11 protein-coding genes are annotated in these 16,681 nt (G+C 61.6%); 7 read left to right on the forward strand and 4 right to left on the reverse strand.

Translation table 11 applies throughout. From position 1 onward, the window contains the following. The first annotated feature begins 8 nt into the window (after nt 1-8). The 6 genes from ACXX81_RS05385 (at nt 9) to ACXX81_RS05410 (ending at nt 12,196) form a co-directional block, all read left to right on the forward strand. Nucleotides 9-5,924 (forward strand): dermonecrotic toxin domain-containing protein, encoded by a 5,916-nt coding sequence (locus ACXX81_RS05385; RefSeq protein WP_458571329.1) that lies wholly within the window; start codon nt 9-11, stop codon nt 5,922-5,924. A gap of 107 nt (nt 5,925-6,031) precedes the next feature. Continuing rightward, nucleotides 6,032-6,934: a cysteine synthase CysM gene (gene cysM / locus ACXX81_RS05390; RefSeq protein WP_209983567.1), complete on the forward strand. Its 903-nt coding sequence runs from the start codon at nt 6,032-6,034 to the stop codon at nt 6,932-6,934. After that, nucleotides 6,934-8,286: a 23S rRNA (uracil(1939)-C(5))-methyltransferase RlmD gene (gene rlmD, locus ACXX81_RS05395; RefSeq protein WP_322214176.1), complete on the forward strand. Its 1,353-nt coding sequence runs from the start codon at nt 6,934-6,936 to the stop codon at nt 8,284-8,286. The genes cysM and rlmD overlap by 1 nt, the downstream gene beginning before the upstream one ends. A gap of 121 nt (nt 8,287-8,407) precedes the next feature. After that, a complete protein-coding gene (relA, locus tag ACXX81_RS05400; RefSeq protein ID WP_209983563.1) occupies nt 8,408-10,651 on the forward strand; it encodes a GTP diphosphokinase in 2,244 nt (747 codons plus the stop codon). 140 nt (nt 10,652-10,791) lie between these two features. After that, nucleotides 10,792-11,625, forward strand: coding sequence for a nucleoside triphosphate pyrophosphohydrolase (gene mazG, locus ACXX81_RS05405; protein WP_458571330.1), 834 nt, complete (start codon nt 10,792-10,794; stop codon nt 11,623-11,625). Between the two features lie 25 nt (nt 11,626-11,650). Beyond that, complete coding sequence (locus tag ACXX81_RS05410) at nt 11,651-12,196, forward strand: DUF2058 domain-containing protein (protein ID WP_014719402.1); 546 nt, start codon at nt 11,651-11,653, stop codon at nt 12,194-12,196. Between the two features lie 98 nt (nt 12,197-12,294). On the opposite strand, the gene ACXX81_RS05415 is transcribed toward ACXX81_RS05410, so the two are convergent. The 4 genes from ACXX81_RS05415 to purM all read right to left on the reverse strand — a co-directional run bounded on the left by ACXX81_RS05415 (nt 12,295) and on the right by purM (nt 15,270). Then, nucleotides 12,295-12,483, reverse strand: a complete 189-nt coding sequence (locus tag ACXX81_RS05415) for a hypothetical protein (protein ID WP_209983560.1) — start codon at nt 12,481-12,483, stop codon at nt 12,295-12,297. A 356-nt stretch (nt 12,484-12,839) separates the two neighbouring features. Further along, on the reverse strand, nt 12,840-13,553 hold the full coding sequence (locus ACXX81_RS05420) for a DUF3108 domain-containing protein (protein ID WP_003238835.1): 714 nt from the start codon (nt 13,551-13,553) through the stop codon (nt 12,840-12,842). 8 nt (nt 13,554-13,561) lie between these two features. Continuing rightward, the gene (gene purN, locus ACXX81_RS05425; protein ID WP_322214171.1) at nt 13,562-14,212 is read right to left on the reverse strand and encodes a phosphoribosylglycinamide formyltransferase; all 651 of its coding nucleotides are present in this window, start codon (nt 14,210-14,212) and stop codon (nt 13,562-13,564) included. After that, on the reverse strand, nt 14,212-15,270 hold the full coding sequence (purM, locus tag ACXX81_RS05430) for a phosphoribosylformylglycinamidine cyclo-ligase (RefSeq protein WP_209983556.1): 1,059 nt from the start codon (nt 15,268-15,270) through the stop codon (nt 14,212-14,214). The genes purN and purM overlap by 1 nt, the downstream gene beginning before the upstream one ends. 357 nt (nt 15,271-15,627) lie before the next feature. On the opposite strand from purM, the gene ACXX81_RS05435 reads away from it, so the two are divergent. Beyond that, nucleotides 15,628-16,668 (forward strand): DUF2066 domain-containing protein, encoded by a 1,041-nt coding sequence (locus ACXX81_RS05435; RefSeq protein WP_209983554.1) that lies wholly within the window; start codon nt 15,628-15,630, stop codon nt 16,666-16,668. Nucleotides 16,669-16,681: the final 13 nt, after the last annotated feature.

The raw sequence follows: 16,681 nt of genomic DNA on the forward strand, positions 1-16,681 counted from the left end.
CACCCGAAATGCCCGAGCCCTCTCACCCCCCTGCGCCCACTGACCCGTTGGCCGAATTCATGGCTGAGCGCCGCGCGCCGTTGATGACGCGTGCGCAATGGTCTGCCCTGCAAAACCTGGATGTTCTGCGAATCAGGTTCGACGCGTTTTTTGGCGGACTCAACGACCAGGAAAAGCACGACTATGTGCGCCTGCAACAAGCCTGTATTGATGCACAACGCAGCATGGAAACAAACGTCAGGGACCTGACTCACGCATTTGAGCAGCAGGCCATGGCGTTGTTACGCGCCGAGTTGCAGGCCTTGACCGGACAGGATATCGATCCGGTCAACGCGCGCATTTATACCCGCTACCTGCCACCTGAACAGCGCGTGCGGCGTGCAGCCGAAGGCGTAGTCAAGGTCGCCAGCCTCAGCCTGTGGGACGCTGCCTGCCTCAATTATGACGGCCTGACCGGGTGGAGCTACCCTGGCCGTACCGGCCTGGCGGATGCCAGTTACCTGGATACCCACGTCAAGGCCACGGCCGCTGAATTCATCGCGCTGGTGCGCAGGCTCAATCTGGGCGAGCAGTTGCGCCAACGACTCGACGATGCGCTGAAACCCACGGGCTCACTGGGTAGCAGTGTGACGGCGCTGGCGACGGCTGAGTTTGCTTTCGCGCTGATAGACGCGCTGAGAAACACCATCACCAGCGGCATTGACCGAGAAAAATATCAATGGATCCAGCGTGCGTTGAGCGGTAAGGCAAGCTGGGGATCGAAGGAGGAAATGCTGCTGTTTATCCCCCACGGTGTCGACAATGCGAGCTGGATACCTCAGCCCATAGGACTTACCGGGCACTACGTGGGTACGCCGCCAGGCGACCGGTTGAACATCCCCCACCTGGTGTTTTCGGTCGTTGGCTGCAAGGGCGCGTTCAGTTTTTTCCCCAGCCGTCCGGGGGGCGCCCTGCGTCATTTTCAGAGTCACCGCAGAGCTTGCGATCATTTCCGAGTGGTCTTTGATAGCGCCTTCCGACAGGGAAACGTCGATTGGCTGTACCCGATAATGTCGCTGCGCGACTGTGCGCGTCTGAAGCGAATCGCCAAGGTCACACCGTCGCCCACCGACTTTGAAGGGGTCACTTATTTGGTTTACCGGTTGGCTAAGGCCATCCCGCCAGTCGATACGGTCGGAAGGATCGGCTACGTCAGAAATACCGTAGAGAAAGTGCCGGTCGTAAGCCTCAGTGACTTCTACATCAAGCGGTGTCGAGCCAACCTGCAGGAAATGGCCCATCAAACGCCGGGCTTCATGACGACGCTGCTTGAGGTGTTCAAGACCCTGGCCCTCGAAATCCTCAATGTGCTCTTGATTCCCGTGCCGGGTGCCTTGAAAGGCCTGGGGCGGGTGCGCACCATTGCGATGTTCGTGGCGCTGGAGCAAGCGCTGGTCGAGGGCGGCAGTCAGGCGATGCAAGGTGAGCCGGGCGACTTGCTCCAGGGCTTCGCGGACCTGGCTGATCTGCTCATCAGCAGTCGCCTGCACACGCGCCTGGCTAAAAGCGTGCAGCGTCGTCATCAGCGCCTGTATCGGCGATTGTCCGAAGCGCGTGGCGTCACTGAACATCGCGAGCCAACCGCCCCCAAGGTGCTGGAGGCCATGCTCGGTTCGGACGCGCCAGCCCGTGAGATGCAGGTGATCCTTGTGAGCAGTTCCACCTCGCAGGAGACGCTGGAGCAGGTTTGGGCCGGAGCGCAACCCTCGGCTTCACTGGTCGACGCCGTTGAGCGGTTCCAGGCTGACCGGCTGATCGACTGGGTTGGCGAGGGGGGCGACCCCACGCGTACCGTGCCGGTTGAAGCCGTTGACGTGCTCGCTCCGTTGCTCACCCAGCTGCCAGCCTGGCCGGCGGACATCGCGCTGAGTATTGCCAACCAGCAGGGCGTGGAAGTACGACGCTACAGCAAGGGCGGCTTCGTTCAGACGACCGCCGTGGTCAGCGTGACTGCACTGGAAAACCATCAGTTCGCCTACGGCACGCCGCAACAGTTCACTGCCCATTTGCCCAACGCCATCATCGAGTTGCTGCCTGAGCACTTTCCGGCGGGCGAACACGCGCTTGGTCAACAACTCGCCCTGCAAGCCAGGGCCCTGAAACCGGATCTGTTTGAAGCACTCACACGGTTTGCCGAGTTCAGCCGCTCTGCGGCGAGCGGGGCCAGCGTGGCGGTACACGCCTTGCTGCCTGATCGCGTCACCCTGGACACGCCGGTTCCCGCCGTGATTACCCAATTGCGCGCGCTGCACCCCGACATTAGCCTGGCGCGTTTGCTCGAGGTACTGCGCGAGCATCCGCTTTCCGAGCATCAACAGGCCCAGTTGCTGGCGTCGCAATTGCAACCCGAGGCGCTTTACCTGGCGTTGCGCGCTGCCCGGGTGGTGGCTCGCCGGGAAAAGATCATCGATGGGTTGTTTCATGGGCGACGCTTCGACCGACAAACCTGCAACTGGGCCTTCGAGTTTGCCGATGCTGTGCTGCGCGACCTGACCGGCCAACGATTGGTGGTCAGCCCCGCAGGGCAAGCGGTTCCCTACGTGTCCAGGGGACCAGCGGATCGCAATGTGGTCGTCATTGATCAGTTGCGTGGGCGTTTTGCAGCGTACAACCATCATCAGTTACGCACCGGAGCGACATTGAGTGGAACTGACAGCTTTTATGAAGCGATCGTCAGTCAGCTTTCGGAAGGGGACAGGCTGCAGTTGGGGTTGAGTGCGCAAGGCATCGCCGATCTACGTCATCAGGTCGCCCATGCAATGCTGCGCAACCGTATGCCTGACGGATCGTTTTACCCCTGTCGAGGTGAAATTCAGCATTACGCGGTTACCACCGACACCACCGGTATTTCCCCCGAACCCGACGCATTGGGCCTTTACCGACGGGGAACGGATCACTACCTGTTCATCGAAGGTGAGTATTTCAAGGTCTTCAACGATGAGGTGCTCGGGGCCTGGCGCGTTCAGCATCCGTCCTTGAATGACGCGTATTCCCCTGTATTGACCCACAATGGCAACGGTGCCTGGCGCCATGAAGGGGAAAACCCTCTGACCTGGGACGGGCAACAACCTTTTTATCGCCTGGGGCCGTTGGCGCGCGCGCTGTCGCCGGATGCCATTGAGCAGATCCAGCAGATCAGCGCAGTGACGTCGGACATGCTGCGCAGAGTGCATGTGCGCAACGAACGCCCGCCAGCGGTTCTGGTGGACACCGTCGAGCGTTACACGCTGCAGCAGCGGGTGATCACCGGTATGGAAACGGGTCGGGATTTTTTTGATCAAGTACTGGGCGAGGTCGGGCCTGATCTGGCCGATGAGCTGGTTGGGCGTTCAGGTGTCGCGCGGGCCGAGCAGGTTGCGTTGCTTGAAACCGGGGTGAGGATCGACAAGGCGCAGATGGAACGGCATTTCTACAAGGCACTGCGTCAGAAAAAAGCGCTGCCGTCGAAAAACCCCCATGCTCGCGTGCTGCAGCGGTATTTTCCCGGGTTGCCGGCTTGGGCTGCCAGCGATCTGGTCTACGCTATCACCCCGGCGCAGCAGCGAAGCCTGGAGGCGGGCCATCTTCCATTGAGCCTTACACCGGATATTCGCCGGATGTTGGAGTACTCGCGCAGAATCCGGGCCGTGGAAGGCTTGTATAGCAGGTTGGCGGCGAATGAGGACAGCACGAGGCTGATCATGCGTGCGCTGCCGGACCTTCGGGGTTGGCCTGCCCACCTGCGCGTCGAGGTGTGGGAGAGAGGCCGTCTGATTGACAGCATCGGCCCTGAGGGCGCCGCACTCAGGCGGATGCTTGAACCGGTTTCTCACCACTACCAGGCGTACACACCCCTGGACAACGGTGAGCGCAAAGCGGTGGGAAGCCCTGGACCGTTCCTGACGGTTTTATTGACAGCGTTGCCGAAGGCGGAACGCGAGGCGTTGGGCTACACCCACGCATCCGGGCCCGAGGAGCTCTTACGCTCGATTGCTGAACGCGAGCGGCACACGTTGGAGAGCGCTGATACGGTGCTCGACATCGACCGTCGGCCACGCTTCAACCCGCCACGGCGCCTGGCTGATGGGCGCATCGGTTACCCGCTCAGCGGCCGTGAAGGACTTGGCCCGATGGTCCGTGAGCAAGTCGGTCGGTTGCGCGCGTTATACCCCTCCAAGAGCGACGATGAGATGGTGGCGTTGCTGCGCGAGGCGGGTGATTCGACGGATGAGCGTACTGTAATGATCGACTATCTGGTGCGCGAACGAAACGCGCTGGACGTGGGCCTGCAGCAGTGGCGCGACGCCGCTTCGGCTGGGGCGAACAATGCTGTATCAGTCCGCTCGCGGGCCCTGGCGGTGGCCCGGATTCAGCGTTGCTGGGCCAAGGAGGGCCTGACGCCTGGCATTATCGAAGAGCTCAACCTGGATGATCTGGAACTCACAAGCCTGCCGACACTGAGCGCCCATTTCGGCCACGTGACAGTGCTGAACGTCAATGGCAATTATCTGACCGAGTTACCTGATCGGTTTCTGCGAAGCTTCCCCGGGCTTCGAGTGATCTCCTTCAAAGGTAACCGCCTCAGTCATCTACCGGATTTGGATGGGATGGCTCACCTGGCGGTGCTCAACCTTTCCAATAACCTGCTCGGGTTCAACCTGCAGGACACCTATCGACTGGCTGCGCTGACCGGTTTGAGGAACCTTGATTTATCGGTCAATCCACTGGGCCAGGGGCGGCGGCTGTCACTCTATGCGCTTTCGCACTTGCGTGAGCTTAACCTGCGCAATTGCGGCCTGGACCGCTTGCCGCTGGGGGCCGTGACCCTACAGGCACTGCGCAGTTTTGACCTGCGCAACAATGCGATCAGGGAATTGGCCGAGACGGACTTGTTTATCTACCCTGACGTTCATCGGGCGATGAACCTGCGGGGTAACCCGCTTTCGCCCGAAGCACGGCAGCTATTGCGCCGAATCGGTGAGCGGCAGGGGCAGCCGGACATTGATTTCGGGCTTTGGGCGCCTTCCGCCTCTTTCGATCAGCGCGCCGATCGTTGGTTGGCGTTGCTGCCGGCTGGCGAAGTCCAGGCGCGGCAACTGGACTGGGCGGCGTTGCAGGCACAGCCCATGGCGGACTGTTTTTTCGAGCTGTTGGGGAATATCGCTGATTATCCGCTGTTCGCTGATGTGGGCCATCGCACCCTGCGCGAAACGATCACGCGGCGGGTGTGGCAGTTGGTCGACGAGGCTTTGTCTCACGGGGGAGGGGAGCAGATTTATTCCGTGCGGCCCTATGGTTACATGAGCGGAGGAATCGACGGTTGCCTGTTGAGCCTGCATGAGCTGGAATTGCTCAGGCTACCGTATCGAATGCTCGCCACGGACGTACAAAGCGCCGGTCCGGCGTTTGTGCATTATTACCGGGCGCTGCGGCGGTTGGACTCCATCAGCCAGCACGTCAGTCGCCACTTTCCGGGCCAGACACGCTGGCAGGCATTTACGCGAATCCACAGTTATCGCATCGCTCTGGCGGCGAGTCTTGATCTGCCGCTGGTGCTTGCTTCACGCTTCAACGTGCCCTTGGCACAACCCGACAACCTCTCCGTAGACACGCTGCGTACCAGCATCTTACGTGAAGAAGTGGGCATGAACTGGCCTCTGCACCTGCGCAGCAGGGAGCATTGGGTGGAGTTTCTGAAGCGCAAATACCGCAGCCGTGTTGCCACGACACTGCGCGGCTATGATCGACTGATGGAGATCGCCAGCAACAAGGTTGCAGACGCTGTAATGACGGAGGGCGAATACTTGCGCTATGTCCAAACCCTGCAGGCAGCCAGGGCAACGGCCGAAAACGCCCTGGTGGCGGAGTTGACCGATCGCGAGTGGGCGGACTTTGTCATTGGCTGATCTGATGCTTATATCTTTGAGGCATAAGCACCGCACTTTGCGTGATATGGCGCGCCGACCTTTCCCGGTATGATGTTCGCCCCCGCAGTCTGGATTGCGAATACGCCATGACCTTGCAGTACCCTACAATCGCCGACTGCGTCGGCAATACGCCCCTGGTTCGCTTGCAACGCATGGCGGGTGAGACCAGCAATACCCTGTTGCTCAAGCTCGAAGGGAACAACCCTGCCGGCTCGGTCAAGGACCGCCCGGCGCTGTCGATGATCACCCGTGCCGAGCTGCGCGGGCAGATCAAGCCCGGCGACACCCTGATCGAAGCGACCTCGGGCAACACCGGGATCGCCCTGGCCATGGCTGCGGCGATCAAGGGCTACAGGATGATCCTGATCATGCCCGACAACTCCAGCGCCGAGCGCAAGGCTGCGATGACGGCCTACGGTGCCGAGCTGATTCTGGTGACCCAGGAGCAGGGCATGGAAGGCGCCCGTGACCTGGCCGATCGCATGGCGTCCGAAGGCCGTGGCCAGGTGCTGGACCAGTTCGCCAACGGCGACAATCCCGAGGCGCACTACGCTACCACCGGCCCGGAAATCTGGCGCCAGACTGGCGGCACCATCACCCATTTCGTCAGTTCCATGGGTACCACCGGCACCATCATGGGCAACTCGCGCTACCTCAAGGAGCAGAACCCGGCGATCCAGATCGTCGGCCTGCAACCGATGGAAGGCGCGGCGATCCCGGGTATCCGTCGCTGGCCGCAAGAGTACCTGCCCAAAATTTACAACGCGACGCGGGTGGACCGCATCATCGACATGGCCCAGCGTGAAGCCGAAGACACTACCCGCCGCCTGGCCCGTGAAGAAGGCATCTTCTGCGGCGTGTCGTCCGGCGGTTCGGTGGCCGGCATGTTGCGCTTGTCCAGGGAAGTTGAAAACGCGGTGATCGTCGCGATCATCTGTGACCGAGGCGACCGCTACCTGTCGACCGGCATCTTCGACGAACCCAACTGATGGCCAAACATGAGAGAGGCCTGCGCTTCCAACCGACGGGCGGCAGCCGGGCGCCACAGATTCCCGTGGGCAAAAAGCAACGCCTGACCATCGAGCGCCTGGCCAACGATGGCCGGGGCATCGTGTTCTTTGAAGGCCGCACCTGGTTCGTCAACGGTGCACTGGCTGGCGAGGACGTGGAGGCACGGGTGCTGGGCGCTCACGGCAAGGTGGTCGAGGCGCGTACTGAACGTGTGTTCACCGCCAGCGAACTGCGTCGCCCGGCACCCTGCGCGCACTTCGGTCGCTGCGGCGGTTGCAGCGTGCAGCACTTGCCCCACGACGAACAGCTTGCCCTGAAGCAGCGCATGCTTGCCGAGCAACTGACCCGCGTGGCAGGTGTTGAACCGCAGGCGTGGGCAGCGCCCTTGAGCGGGCCGGAGTTCGGCTATCGACGGCGCGCGCGGGTTGCGGTGCGCTGGGATAGCAAGGCGAAAAAGCTTGAGGTCGGTTTTCGGGCCGTGGCCAGCCAGGACATTGTCGGCATTGATGAATGCCCGGTGCTGGTACAGGCCTTGCAACCGATCATGCAGCGTCTGCCGAACATGCTGCGCCGCTTGAGCAAGCCTCAGGCGCTGGGGCATGTGGAGTTGTTTAGCGGGTCATCGATTGCCGTGTTGCTGCGGCATATGGCGCCGCTGTCTGAGGCGGACCTGCTGGTGCTCAAGGAGTTTTGCGCGTTTCATGACGCCCAGCTGTGGCTGCAGGGCGAGGGCAAGCCGGAACCTGTAGAGCCTGATCAACCCCTGGGGTTTCGCCTGGAGGCGTGGGACCTGGAGCTGGCCTACCGGCCGGGAGACTTCGTTCAGGTCAATGCCGCGGTCAACGAGGCGATGGTCGCCCAGGCGTTGCAATGGCTGGCGCCGCAGGCCGATGAGCGGGTGCTGGACCTGTTTTGCGGCCTGGGCAATTTTGCCCTGCCGCTGGCCGGGCAGGTGCGTGAAGTGGTCGCCGTGGAAGGCGTGCAGACCATGGTGGACCGCGCCGCACTCAACGCTGGCAGCAACAATTTGCATAATGCGCAGTTTTTTCAGGCCGATTTATCCCAGCCGTTGACTGACGCAGAGTGGGCCAAACAGGGCTTTTCTGCGGTACTCTTGGATCCACCCCGTGACGGTGCCCAGGAGGTTGTGCGCAAACTCGCCAGCCTGGGTGCCAGGCGCGTGGTGTATGTGTCCTGCAACCCGGCCACGCTGGCGCGGGACACGGTTGAGTTGGTCAGGCAGGGCTACCGGCTAAAACGTGCCGGGATCCTCGACATGTTTCCGCAGACGGCACATGTCGAGGCCATGGCGTTATTTGAAGCGGGCTAGGATGCCCGTTTAATCCGACCGGCCTGCGTTCTCCAGGGCCCATGAACTGCCACGGAGTTCGCAGTCAAGGTCGGCGATGATTCCGGCGCATCCAAGGTGCGTCGTAGGGAAGGTAAGAAAGATGGTACAGGTGAGAGCACACCAGCCGATCAACACCGACGGCAGTATCAATCTGGAGGCATGGCTCGACCATGCCATCAGTGTCGATCCGGCACTGGACCGTGAGGCCTTGAAAGCGGCCTGCGAGTTCGCTCGTGAGTCCGAGCAGCAGGACAATGCGGCCAAGAACCTGTGGGCCGAAGGCACCTCAAGCTTTCGTACCGGGTTGGAAATCGCCGAGATCCTTGCCGATCTCAAGCTCGACCAGGATTCGCTGATCGCCGCCGTGCTCTATCGCGGCGTGCGCGAAGGGCACATTGAGCTGGCCACCGTCGGCCAGCGCTTTGGCTCGGTGGTGGCCAAGCTGATTGACGGCGTGCTGCGCATGGCGGCCATCAGTGCCAGCCTCAGCCCGCGCCAGTCCATGGTGCTGGGCACCCAGGGCCAGGTGGAAAACCTGCGCAAGATGCTGGTGGCGATGGTCGACGACGTACGCGTCGCCCTGATCAAGCTGGCCGAACGCACCTGCGCGATTCGCGCGGTGAAGACCGCCGACGACGAAAAGCGCAACCGCGTCGCCCGCGAAGTCTTCGACATTTATGCGCCGCTGGCGCACCGCCTGGGCATCGGCCATATCAAGTGGGAGCTGGAGGACTTGTCCTTTCGCTACCTTGAACCCGATCAGTACAAACAGATCGCCACGCTGCTGCACGAGCGGCGCCTGGACCGCGAGCGCTTTATCAGCGACGTGATGGGCCAGTTGCGCACCGAGCTGCAGGCCACCGGCGTCGATGCCGACATCAGCGGCCGCGCCAAACATATCTATTCGATCTGGCGCAAAATGCAGCGCAAGGGCCTGGCCTTCAGCCAGATCTATGATGTGCGGGCGGTGCGCGTGCTGGTGCCGGAAATGCGCGACTGCTACACCGCGCTGGGTATCGTCCACACGCTGTGGCGGCACATCCCCAAGGAATTCGACGACTACATCGCCAACCCCAAGGAAAACGGCTATCGCTCGCTGCACACGGCGGTGATCGGTCCCGAGGGCAAGGTGCTCGAAGTGCAGATCCGCACCCATGCCATGCACGAAGAGGCGGAACTGGGCGTGTGCGCGCACTGGCGCTACAAGGGCACCGACGTCAAGGCCGGGTCCAACCAGTACGAAGAGAAGATTTCCTGGTTGCGCCAGGTGCTCGAATGGCACGAAGAACTCGGCGATATCGGCGGCCTGGCTGAACAGCTGCGCGTGGATATCGAGCCTGACCGCGTTTATATCTTCACCCCGGACGGGCATGCCATCGACTTGCCCAAGGGCGCCACGCCGCTGGATTTTGCCTACCGCGTGCACACCGAGATCGGCCACAACTGCCGGGGCGCCAAGATCAACGGGCGCATCGTGCCGCTCAACTACAGCCTGCAGACCGGTGAGCAGGTCGAGATCATCACCAGCAAGCACGGTACGCCGAGCCGCGACTGGCTGAACCCGAACCTGGGTTACATCACCACCTCACGCGCGCGGGCGAAGATCGTCCACTGGTTCAAACTGCAGGCGCGCGATCAGAACGTCGCCGCCGGCAAGACCTTGCTCGAACGCGAACTGGCGCGTCTGGGCCTGCCCCAGGTGGACTTCGACAAGCTGGCCGAAAAGGCCAACATGAAGATCGCCGAAGACATGTTCGCCGCCCTCGGCGCCGGCGACCTGCGCCTGGCGCAACTGGTCAACCTGGCGCAGCAGTTGGTGGAGCCGGAGCGCGGCAACGAACAGCTGGAACTGATCCCGCGCAAGGCCACCGGCTACAAGCCCGGCAAGCGCGGCGATATCCAGATCCAGGGTGTGGGCAACCTGATGACGCAAATCGCCGGTTGCTGCCAGCCGCTGCCGGGCGATGCGATTGTCGGCTATATCACCCAGGGCCGTGGCGTGAGCATTCACCGTCAGGATTGCGCCTCGGTGCTGCAACTGGGCGGGCGTGAGCCGGAGCGGATCATCCAGGTCAGCTGGGGCCCGGTGCCGGTGCTCACTTATCCGGTGGACATCATCATTCGTGCCTACGACCGTTCCGGTCTGCTGCGCGACGTGTCGCAAGTGCTGCTCAATGAGCGCATCAACGTGCTGGCGGTCAACACCCGCTCGAACAAGGAGGACAACACCGCGTTGATGTCCCTGACCATCGAGATTCCGGGGTTGGACGCATTGGGGCGTTTGCTGGGGCGAATTTCCCAGTTGCCGAACATCATCGAAACCCGGCGCAACCGCACGCCATAAGCAGTTGAATGGGCGCGGACCAAACCTGTGGGAGGGGGCTTGCTCCCGATAGCGGTGGGCCAGAAAATCCATTTGGCAATGACCCAGCGCAATCGGGAGCAAGCCCCCTCCCACATGTGATCTTCAGCGGAAAGAGACCGATGTATTCACTTGAAGACCTGCTGCACCTGATGAACCGCCTGCGCGACCCGCAATACGGCTGCCCGTGGGACATCAAGCAAACCTATGCCACGATCGTGCCGCACACCCTGGAGGAGGCTTACGAAGTGGCCGACGCCATCGAGCGCGGCGACTTCGATCACCTGCAGGGTGAACTGGGCGACCTGTTGTTCCAGGTGGTGTATTACAGCCAGCTGGCACGCGAAGACGGGCGTTTCGAATTTGCCGGTGTGGTCGACAGCATCACCCGCAAGCTGATCCGTCGCCATCCCCACGTGTTCCCCACCGGGGATCTCTATGCGCCGCTGGACGTGCCGCAACTGAGCGAAGACGAGGTCAAGGCGCGCTGGGAGCAGATCAAGGCTGAGGAGCGTGCAGAGAAGTCCGACGCGCCGCAGCAGCTGTCCCTGCTCGATGATGTGCCCACGGCGCTGCCGTCACTGTCCCGTGCGGCCAAATTGCAAAAGCGCGCCAGCCAGGTCGGTTTCGACTGGCCGTCCGCGTTGCCGGTGGTGGACAACGTGCGCGAAGAGCTCGATGAAGTGCTCGAAGCCATGGTCGCCAACGACCCGGCTGCGATCGCCGATGAGGTCGGTGACCTGCTGTTTGCCGCAGTCAACCTGGCCCGTCACCTCAAGGTCGACCCGGAAACCGCCCTGCGCGGTGCCAGTGCCAAGTTCGAACGACGTTTCCGATTTATCGAACAGGCATTGCGCGATACGCATCAACCCATAGAAGATTGCACCCTCGAAACCTTGGACGCCCTGTGGGGCGAAGCCAAGCGTCAGGAAAAGAATGTGTCCAGCTGCGGTTGAGCAGTTGCCTAAGTGAGTAAGCACCATGAGCCTTTCCCTTCGCGACCAGTTGCTCAAAGCAGGTCTGGTCAACCAAAAGCAGGCCAAGCAGGTCGGCAAAGAGAAACAGAAGCAGCAGCGCCTGGTCCACAAGGGCCAGGCCGAGGTGGATGACACCCAGGCCCGTCTGGCGGCCGAGGCGCATGCCGAGAAGGTCAAGCGTGATCAGGAACTGAACCGGCAGCAGCAGGAAAAAGCCGAGGCCAAGGCCCGCACGGCGCAGGTCAAGCAACTGATCGAGACCTCGCGCCTGCCCAAGCTGACCACCGAGGACTACTACAACTTCGTGGACGACAAGAAGGTCAAGCGCCTGTCGGTCAACACGTTGATGCGCAACAAGCTGAGCAACGGCTCCCTGGCCATCGTGCACCACGGCGGTGGCTACGAGGTGATCCCACGCGAAGCGGCGCTGAAGATCCAGGAGCGCGCACCGGAGCGTATCGTGCAGCTCAATATCCTCACCGAAAGCCAGGTGCCGGACGAGGATGATCCGTACGCCGCCTACCAGATCCCGGACGATCTGATGTGGTGAGGCTGTAGACACGAAAAACCCCGCTCACAAGGCGGGGTTTTTCTTTGCAGGCACGCCAGCTGCTGTGTGGGGCCGGGTGCCTGCGAGATTTCAGTGTTTCAGGAACTCTGTGCCTGGCGTTTCAGTTCAAGCGTTTCCAGCTCGTTCTTATAGTTATGAGCGTCGCTTTCATTGTGAAACATGCCGACCAACAGGTCTTGTTGATGGACATCCCAGATATGAATCCCGTGGCCCAGAGCTTCATGGGACATATGTTCGTCGTCGCGTTCAGTCACTTTTACAGTCATCTGCTTGCTCCAATCTCGGGTGGATCTGCGGCAAGTCGTCGCAGGCCTTTGTTATATGTTTTGTTAGCTTGCTAAGTAAACAGTCTTTGCGCGCAACAATTTATTGCACGACACGCAACAGTGCTGCAGGCCGCGTAATCCGTGGTGCTTGGTCGTAGGCGAAGGGGTTTTATGACAAAAGTTTCATTTTGCGCTGGCCCTGTCATCGCTATCGGGAGCAAGCCCCCTCCCACATGTGGAATGCCTTCCACGTGTGGGAGGGGGCTTGCTCCCGATAGCTGATATAAGCTTCAGCACCCAGATTCCAGGCAAAAAAAAGCCCCGCATTCAGCGAGGCTCTTTGTTCAATCTGCCGATCAGCTGCCTTTGATGGCCTGGCCATCAACAGTGCCATCCTGCAGCATGATGTTGTATTCCTTGCCGTCCGTCTCAACCTGACGCAACGCCACCAGCACGCCGCCCAGATCCTTGGCGAACCACATCTGGGTGATGCGCTTGCTCTGCGACGGGTCACGCACGCGCTCGACCTTGATCGCGTCGATGGCGCCTACCTTGGTCTGGACCTTTTCCGGGCCAATCACGCGGAAGTCATAAGTGTCGACGTCCGTGCCTTCGACGACGCGGTAGCTCATGCTTTTCTTGCCGGCGGCCACGTCACGTTGAAGGGCCAACTGGTAAGTCGACTTGTCGAGCATGCCGCTTTCCAGGGTGACGTTCACCGGGTCCTTGTTTTCAAAGCCGGTGACTTTCTTGGCGCTCTGGTCGAAGTCCAGGTTGACCTTCTTCGATTTGCCCAGGCCGCCACGTTCGAAGCTGTAGCTGACCGGCTGCAGGGCGTCCTTGTCGAAACGGATCACGCTGGTTTCGGTGAGGCTGGCGATCATCATGGAAGCCTTGAAGTTCAAGGTCCAGGAGCCGTTGTCATTCTTGGTCAGGCTGCGTTCGGCCGAACCGCTCATGGGCAACTGTTTCCAGTCGGCGGTGTAGCTGGCGGAGAAAGGGTGAAGGTCTGCTGCCTGCACGGCAGGCAAGGCGAACAGCGCAAAAGCGAAGAGCAGGGCGCGACGCATAAAATCTCCTAAGTTCGAATCAAGTGGCCGCTGGCCGCGAGTAACTGACCGTCCAATAATGCACCCTGTTCACCGAGAATCAACCGACCCTCGGCAAACCAGCGAACAGCCAGTGGGTAAATTCTGTGTTCCTGGGCATGAACCCGTTGCGCAAGGCTCTGCGCCGAGTCACCCGACTCTACCGGAACCACTGCCTGTACGACCAGAGGTCCGCCATCGAGTTCCTCGGTGACAAAGTGCACGCTGCAGCCGTGCTCGCTGTCGCCGGCGTCAAGCGCGCGCTGGTGAGTGTGCATGCCTTTGTATTTGGGCAGCAGGGAAGGGTGGATATTGAGCAGGCGCCCAGCGTAGTGCCGCACGAAGTCAGCGCTGAGGATGCGCATGAAACCGGCCAGGACCACGAGTTGGGGTTTGAAGGCGTCGATCAGTTCGATCAAGGCCGCGTCGAAGGCCTCGCGACCGTCGAATGCCTGGTGATCCAGCGAGCGGGTGTCGATGCCGGCGTCCCTGGCGCGTTGCAGGCCGTAGGCATCGCTGCGATTGGAAATCACCGCAGCGATGCGCACCGGGCTGTCGCCGGTGCGCGTGCTGTCGATCAAGGCCTGCAAGTTGCTGCCGGTGCCGGAAAGCAGCACCACGACATTACAGGTCCGAGGCATCAGTGAGCCTTGAGGTTCTTCAGTTCGACCTGGGCTGCGCCTTGCGCGGCAGTGGCGATCTGGCCGATCACCCAAGGCTGCTCGCCGGCTTCACGCAAGACGTTCAGCGCCGTCTCAACGTGTTCCTGTGCCACGCAGATGACCATGCCCACGCCGCAGTTGAGTACGCGGTGCATCTCGGTCTCGTCCACATTGCCCTGCTCCTGCAGCCAGTCGAAGACTGCCGGGCGCTGCCAGCTGGCTACGTCGACAATCGCCTGGGCGCCTTTTGGCAGCACGCGCGGAATGTTGTCCAGCAGGCCGCCGCCGGTGATGTGGGCCATGGCTTTTACCGCGCCGGTATCCTTGATCAACTTGAGCAGCGGCTTGACGTAGATGCGGGTCGGGGCCATCAGCAGGTCGGTCAGCGGCTTGCCGTCGAGCTGGGTGTTTTCGATGTCGGCGCCGGACACTTCAATGATCTTGCGGATCAGCGAGTAGCCGTTGGAGTGCGGGCCGGAGGATGGCAGGGCGAGCAGGGCGTCGCCAGCAGCGACTTTGGAGCCGTCGATGATCTCGGCTTTTTCCACCACACCCACGCAGAAGCCGGCCAGGTCGTAGTCTTCGCCTTCGTACATGCCGGGCATTTCAGCGGTTTCGCCGCCGACCAGGGAGCAACCCGACAATTCGCAGCCGGCGCCGATACCGGTCACCACCTGTGCCGCGGTGTCTACGTTCAGCTTGCCGGTGGCATAGTAGTCGAGGAAGAACAGCGGCTCGGCGCCGCACACCACCAGGTCGTTGACGCACATGGCGACCAGGTCGATGCCGATGGTGTCGTGCTTGTTCAGGTTCAGCGCCAGACGCAGCTTGGTGCCCACGCCGTCGGTGCCGGACACCAGCACAGGCTGCTTGTAGCCGGCCGGGATTTCGCAGAGGGCGCCAAAACCGCCCAGGCCGCCCATGACTTCGGGGCGCGCAGTGCGCTTGGCGACGCTCTTGATGCGTTCGACCAATGCTTCACCGGCGTCGATGTCTACACCGGCGTCCTTGTAGCTCAGGGAGGGTTGCTTGCTCATGATCCAGGCCTTTAGGGGGGATTTCTGGGTAACGACCGAGCCGACGGCGGCGTTTGTGAAAAGGCCTCGACGTTGACGGTCTGCGAAGGCGCGCGATTTTATCAGGCTTGAGGGGCAGCGGCCATCCTCGGGCCGACGGGCAGGGCCATATAGGCTAAAAAAGGCCGATTAAAAAAATGCTCAGCGGCCCTGCCCTGGTGCGTATTAAGGTATAGCCTTGAGCAAGCTATCGTTGTGACAGTACGAAAACTTACCGCAACCCTGTGAATGTTTTACCAATCACTGTGGTCACAGCCTGGCTGAACCGGGTGCACGCGGTCTGTTCCACCCGCTAAATTTGTCGTTCGGGAATCTTCCATGCGTTTGTGTAAATTCTTTTTTGTAGGCTGTTTGTCGTTGTTCAGCCTGGCGAGTCATGCCGAAACCCTCAATGGCCTCTATCAAGTGCTGGAACCTGTCAGCAGCCAGTCGCCCCAGGAGCGCGACCAGGCCACCCAGCGCGCGGTGCAGACCCTGGTGATTCGCCTGACCGGCGACGCCAAGGCCGCCGAAGGCCCGGGCCTGGCGGCAATCCGCAAGGACCCGCAGCAAATCATCACGCAATACGGTTACGACGCCGGCCCGCCGGAAAGCCTGCAGGTGGATTTCGACCCGGTCAGTACTGACCGCGCGCTGCGTGACGCGGGCCTGTCGATCTGGGGCAGCAATCGCCCGTCGATCCTTGGCTGGTGGCTGAACGATTCCACCGACGGCAGCAGCCTGGTCGGTGATGGACAGCCCGTCGCCCAGGCGCTGCGCCGTGCCGCACAGCATCGCGGCCTGCCGCTGCGCCTGCCGTTGGGTGATCTGGATGAACAGGTGGTTGCTACCGCACCGAATCTGGAAGGCGCCGACGCCACGCCGTTGCGCGCCGCTTCCGAGCGCTATGGCGCCGACGCGTTGCTCGCGGTGCATGCGCGCCAGGAAGGCAGCCAGTGGCAGGCCAAATGGCGGCTGTGGCTGGGCGATAAAAGCGAGCAGGGCACCGCGCAAGGCGCCGACACCGCTGCGGTTGCCGACGCGGTGCTGCTGGCCGTCAGCCAGAAGCTCGCGCCGCGCTTTGCCGTCAAGCCGGGCGTGACCACCGAACAGTTGCTGGAAGTGCAGGGCATGAACCTGGAGCGTTACGCCTCGCTCGCTCACCTGCTGGAACCTTTTGGCGGCCAGCCGCAGTGGGTGGACGGCAATCGCATTGTGTATCGCGTCAATGGCAGTGCCGATCAATTGCGCACCCAACTGAGCCTGGCCAGGCTGCAGGAAATTCCCGCAGGTGAAGCTCCGGTTCAGCCACCCGCAGTTGATGGCACGCAACCCGCAGCGGCACCTGAACCTCAGGCGCAACTGCGTTTTCGTTGGTAAATATTCTTCCTTA

Source organism: Pseudomonas sp. GNP013, assembly GCF_054343995.1.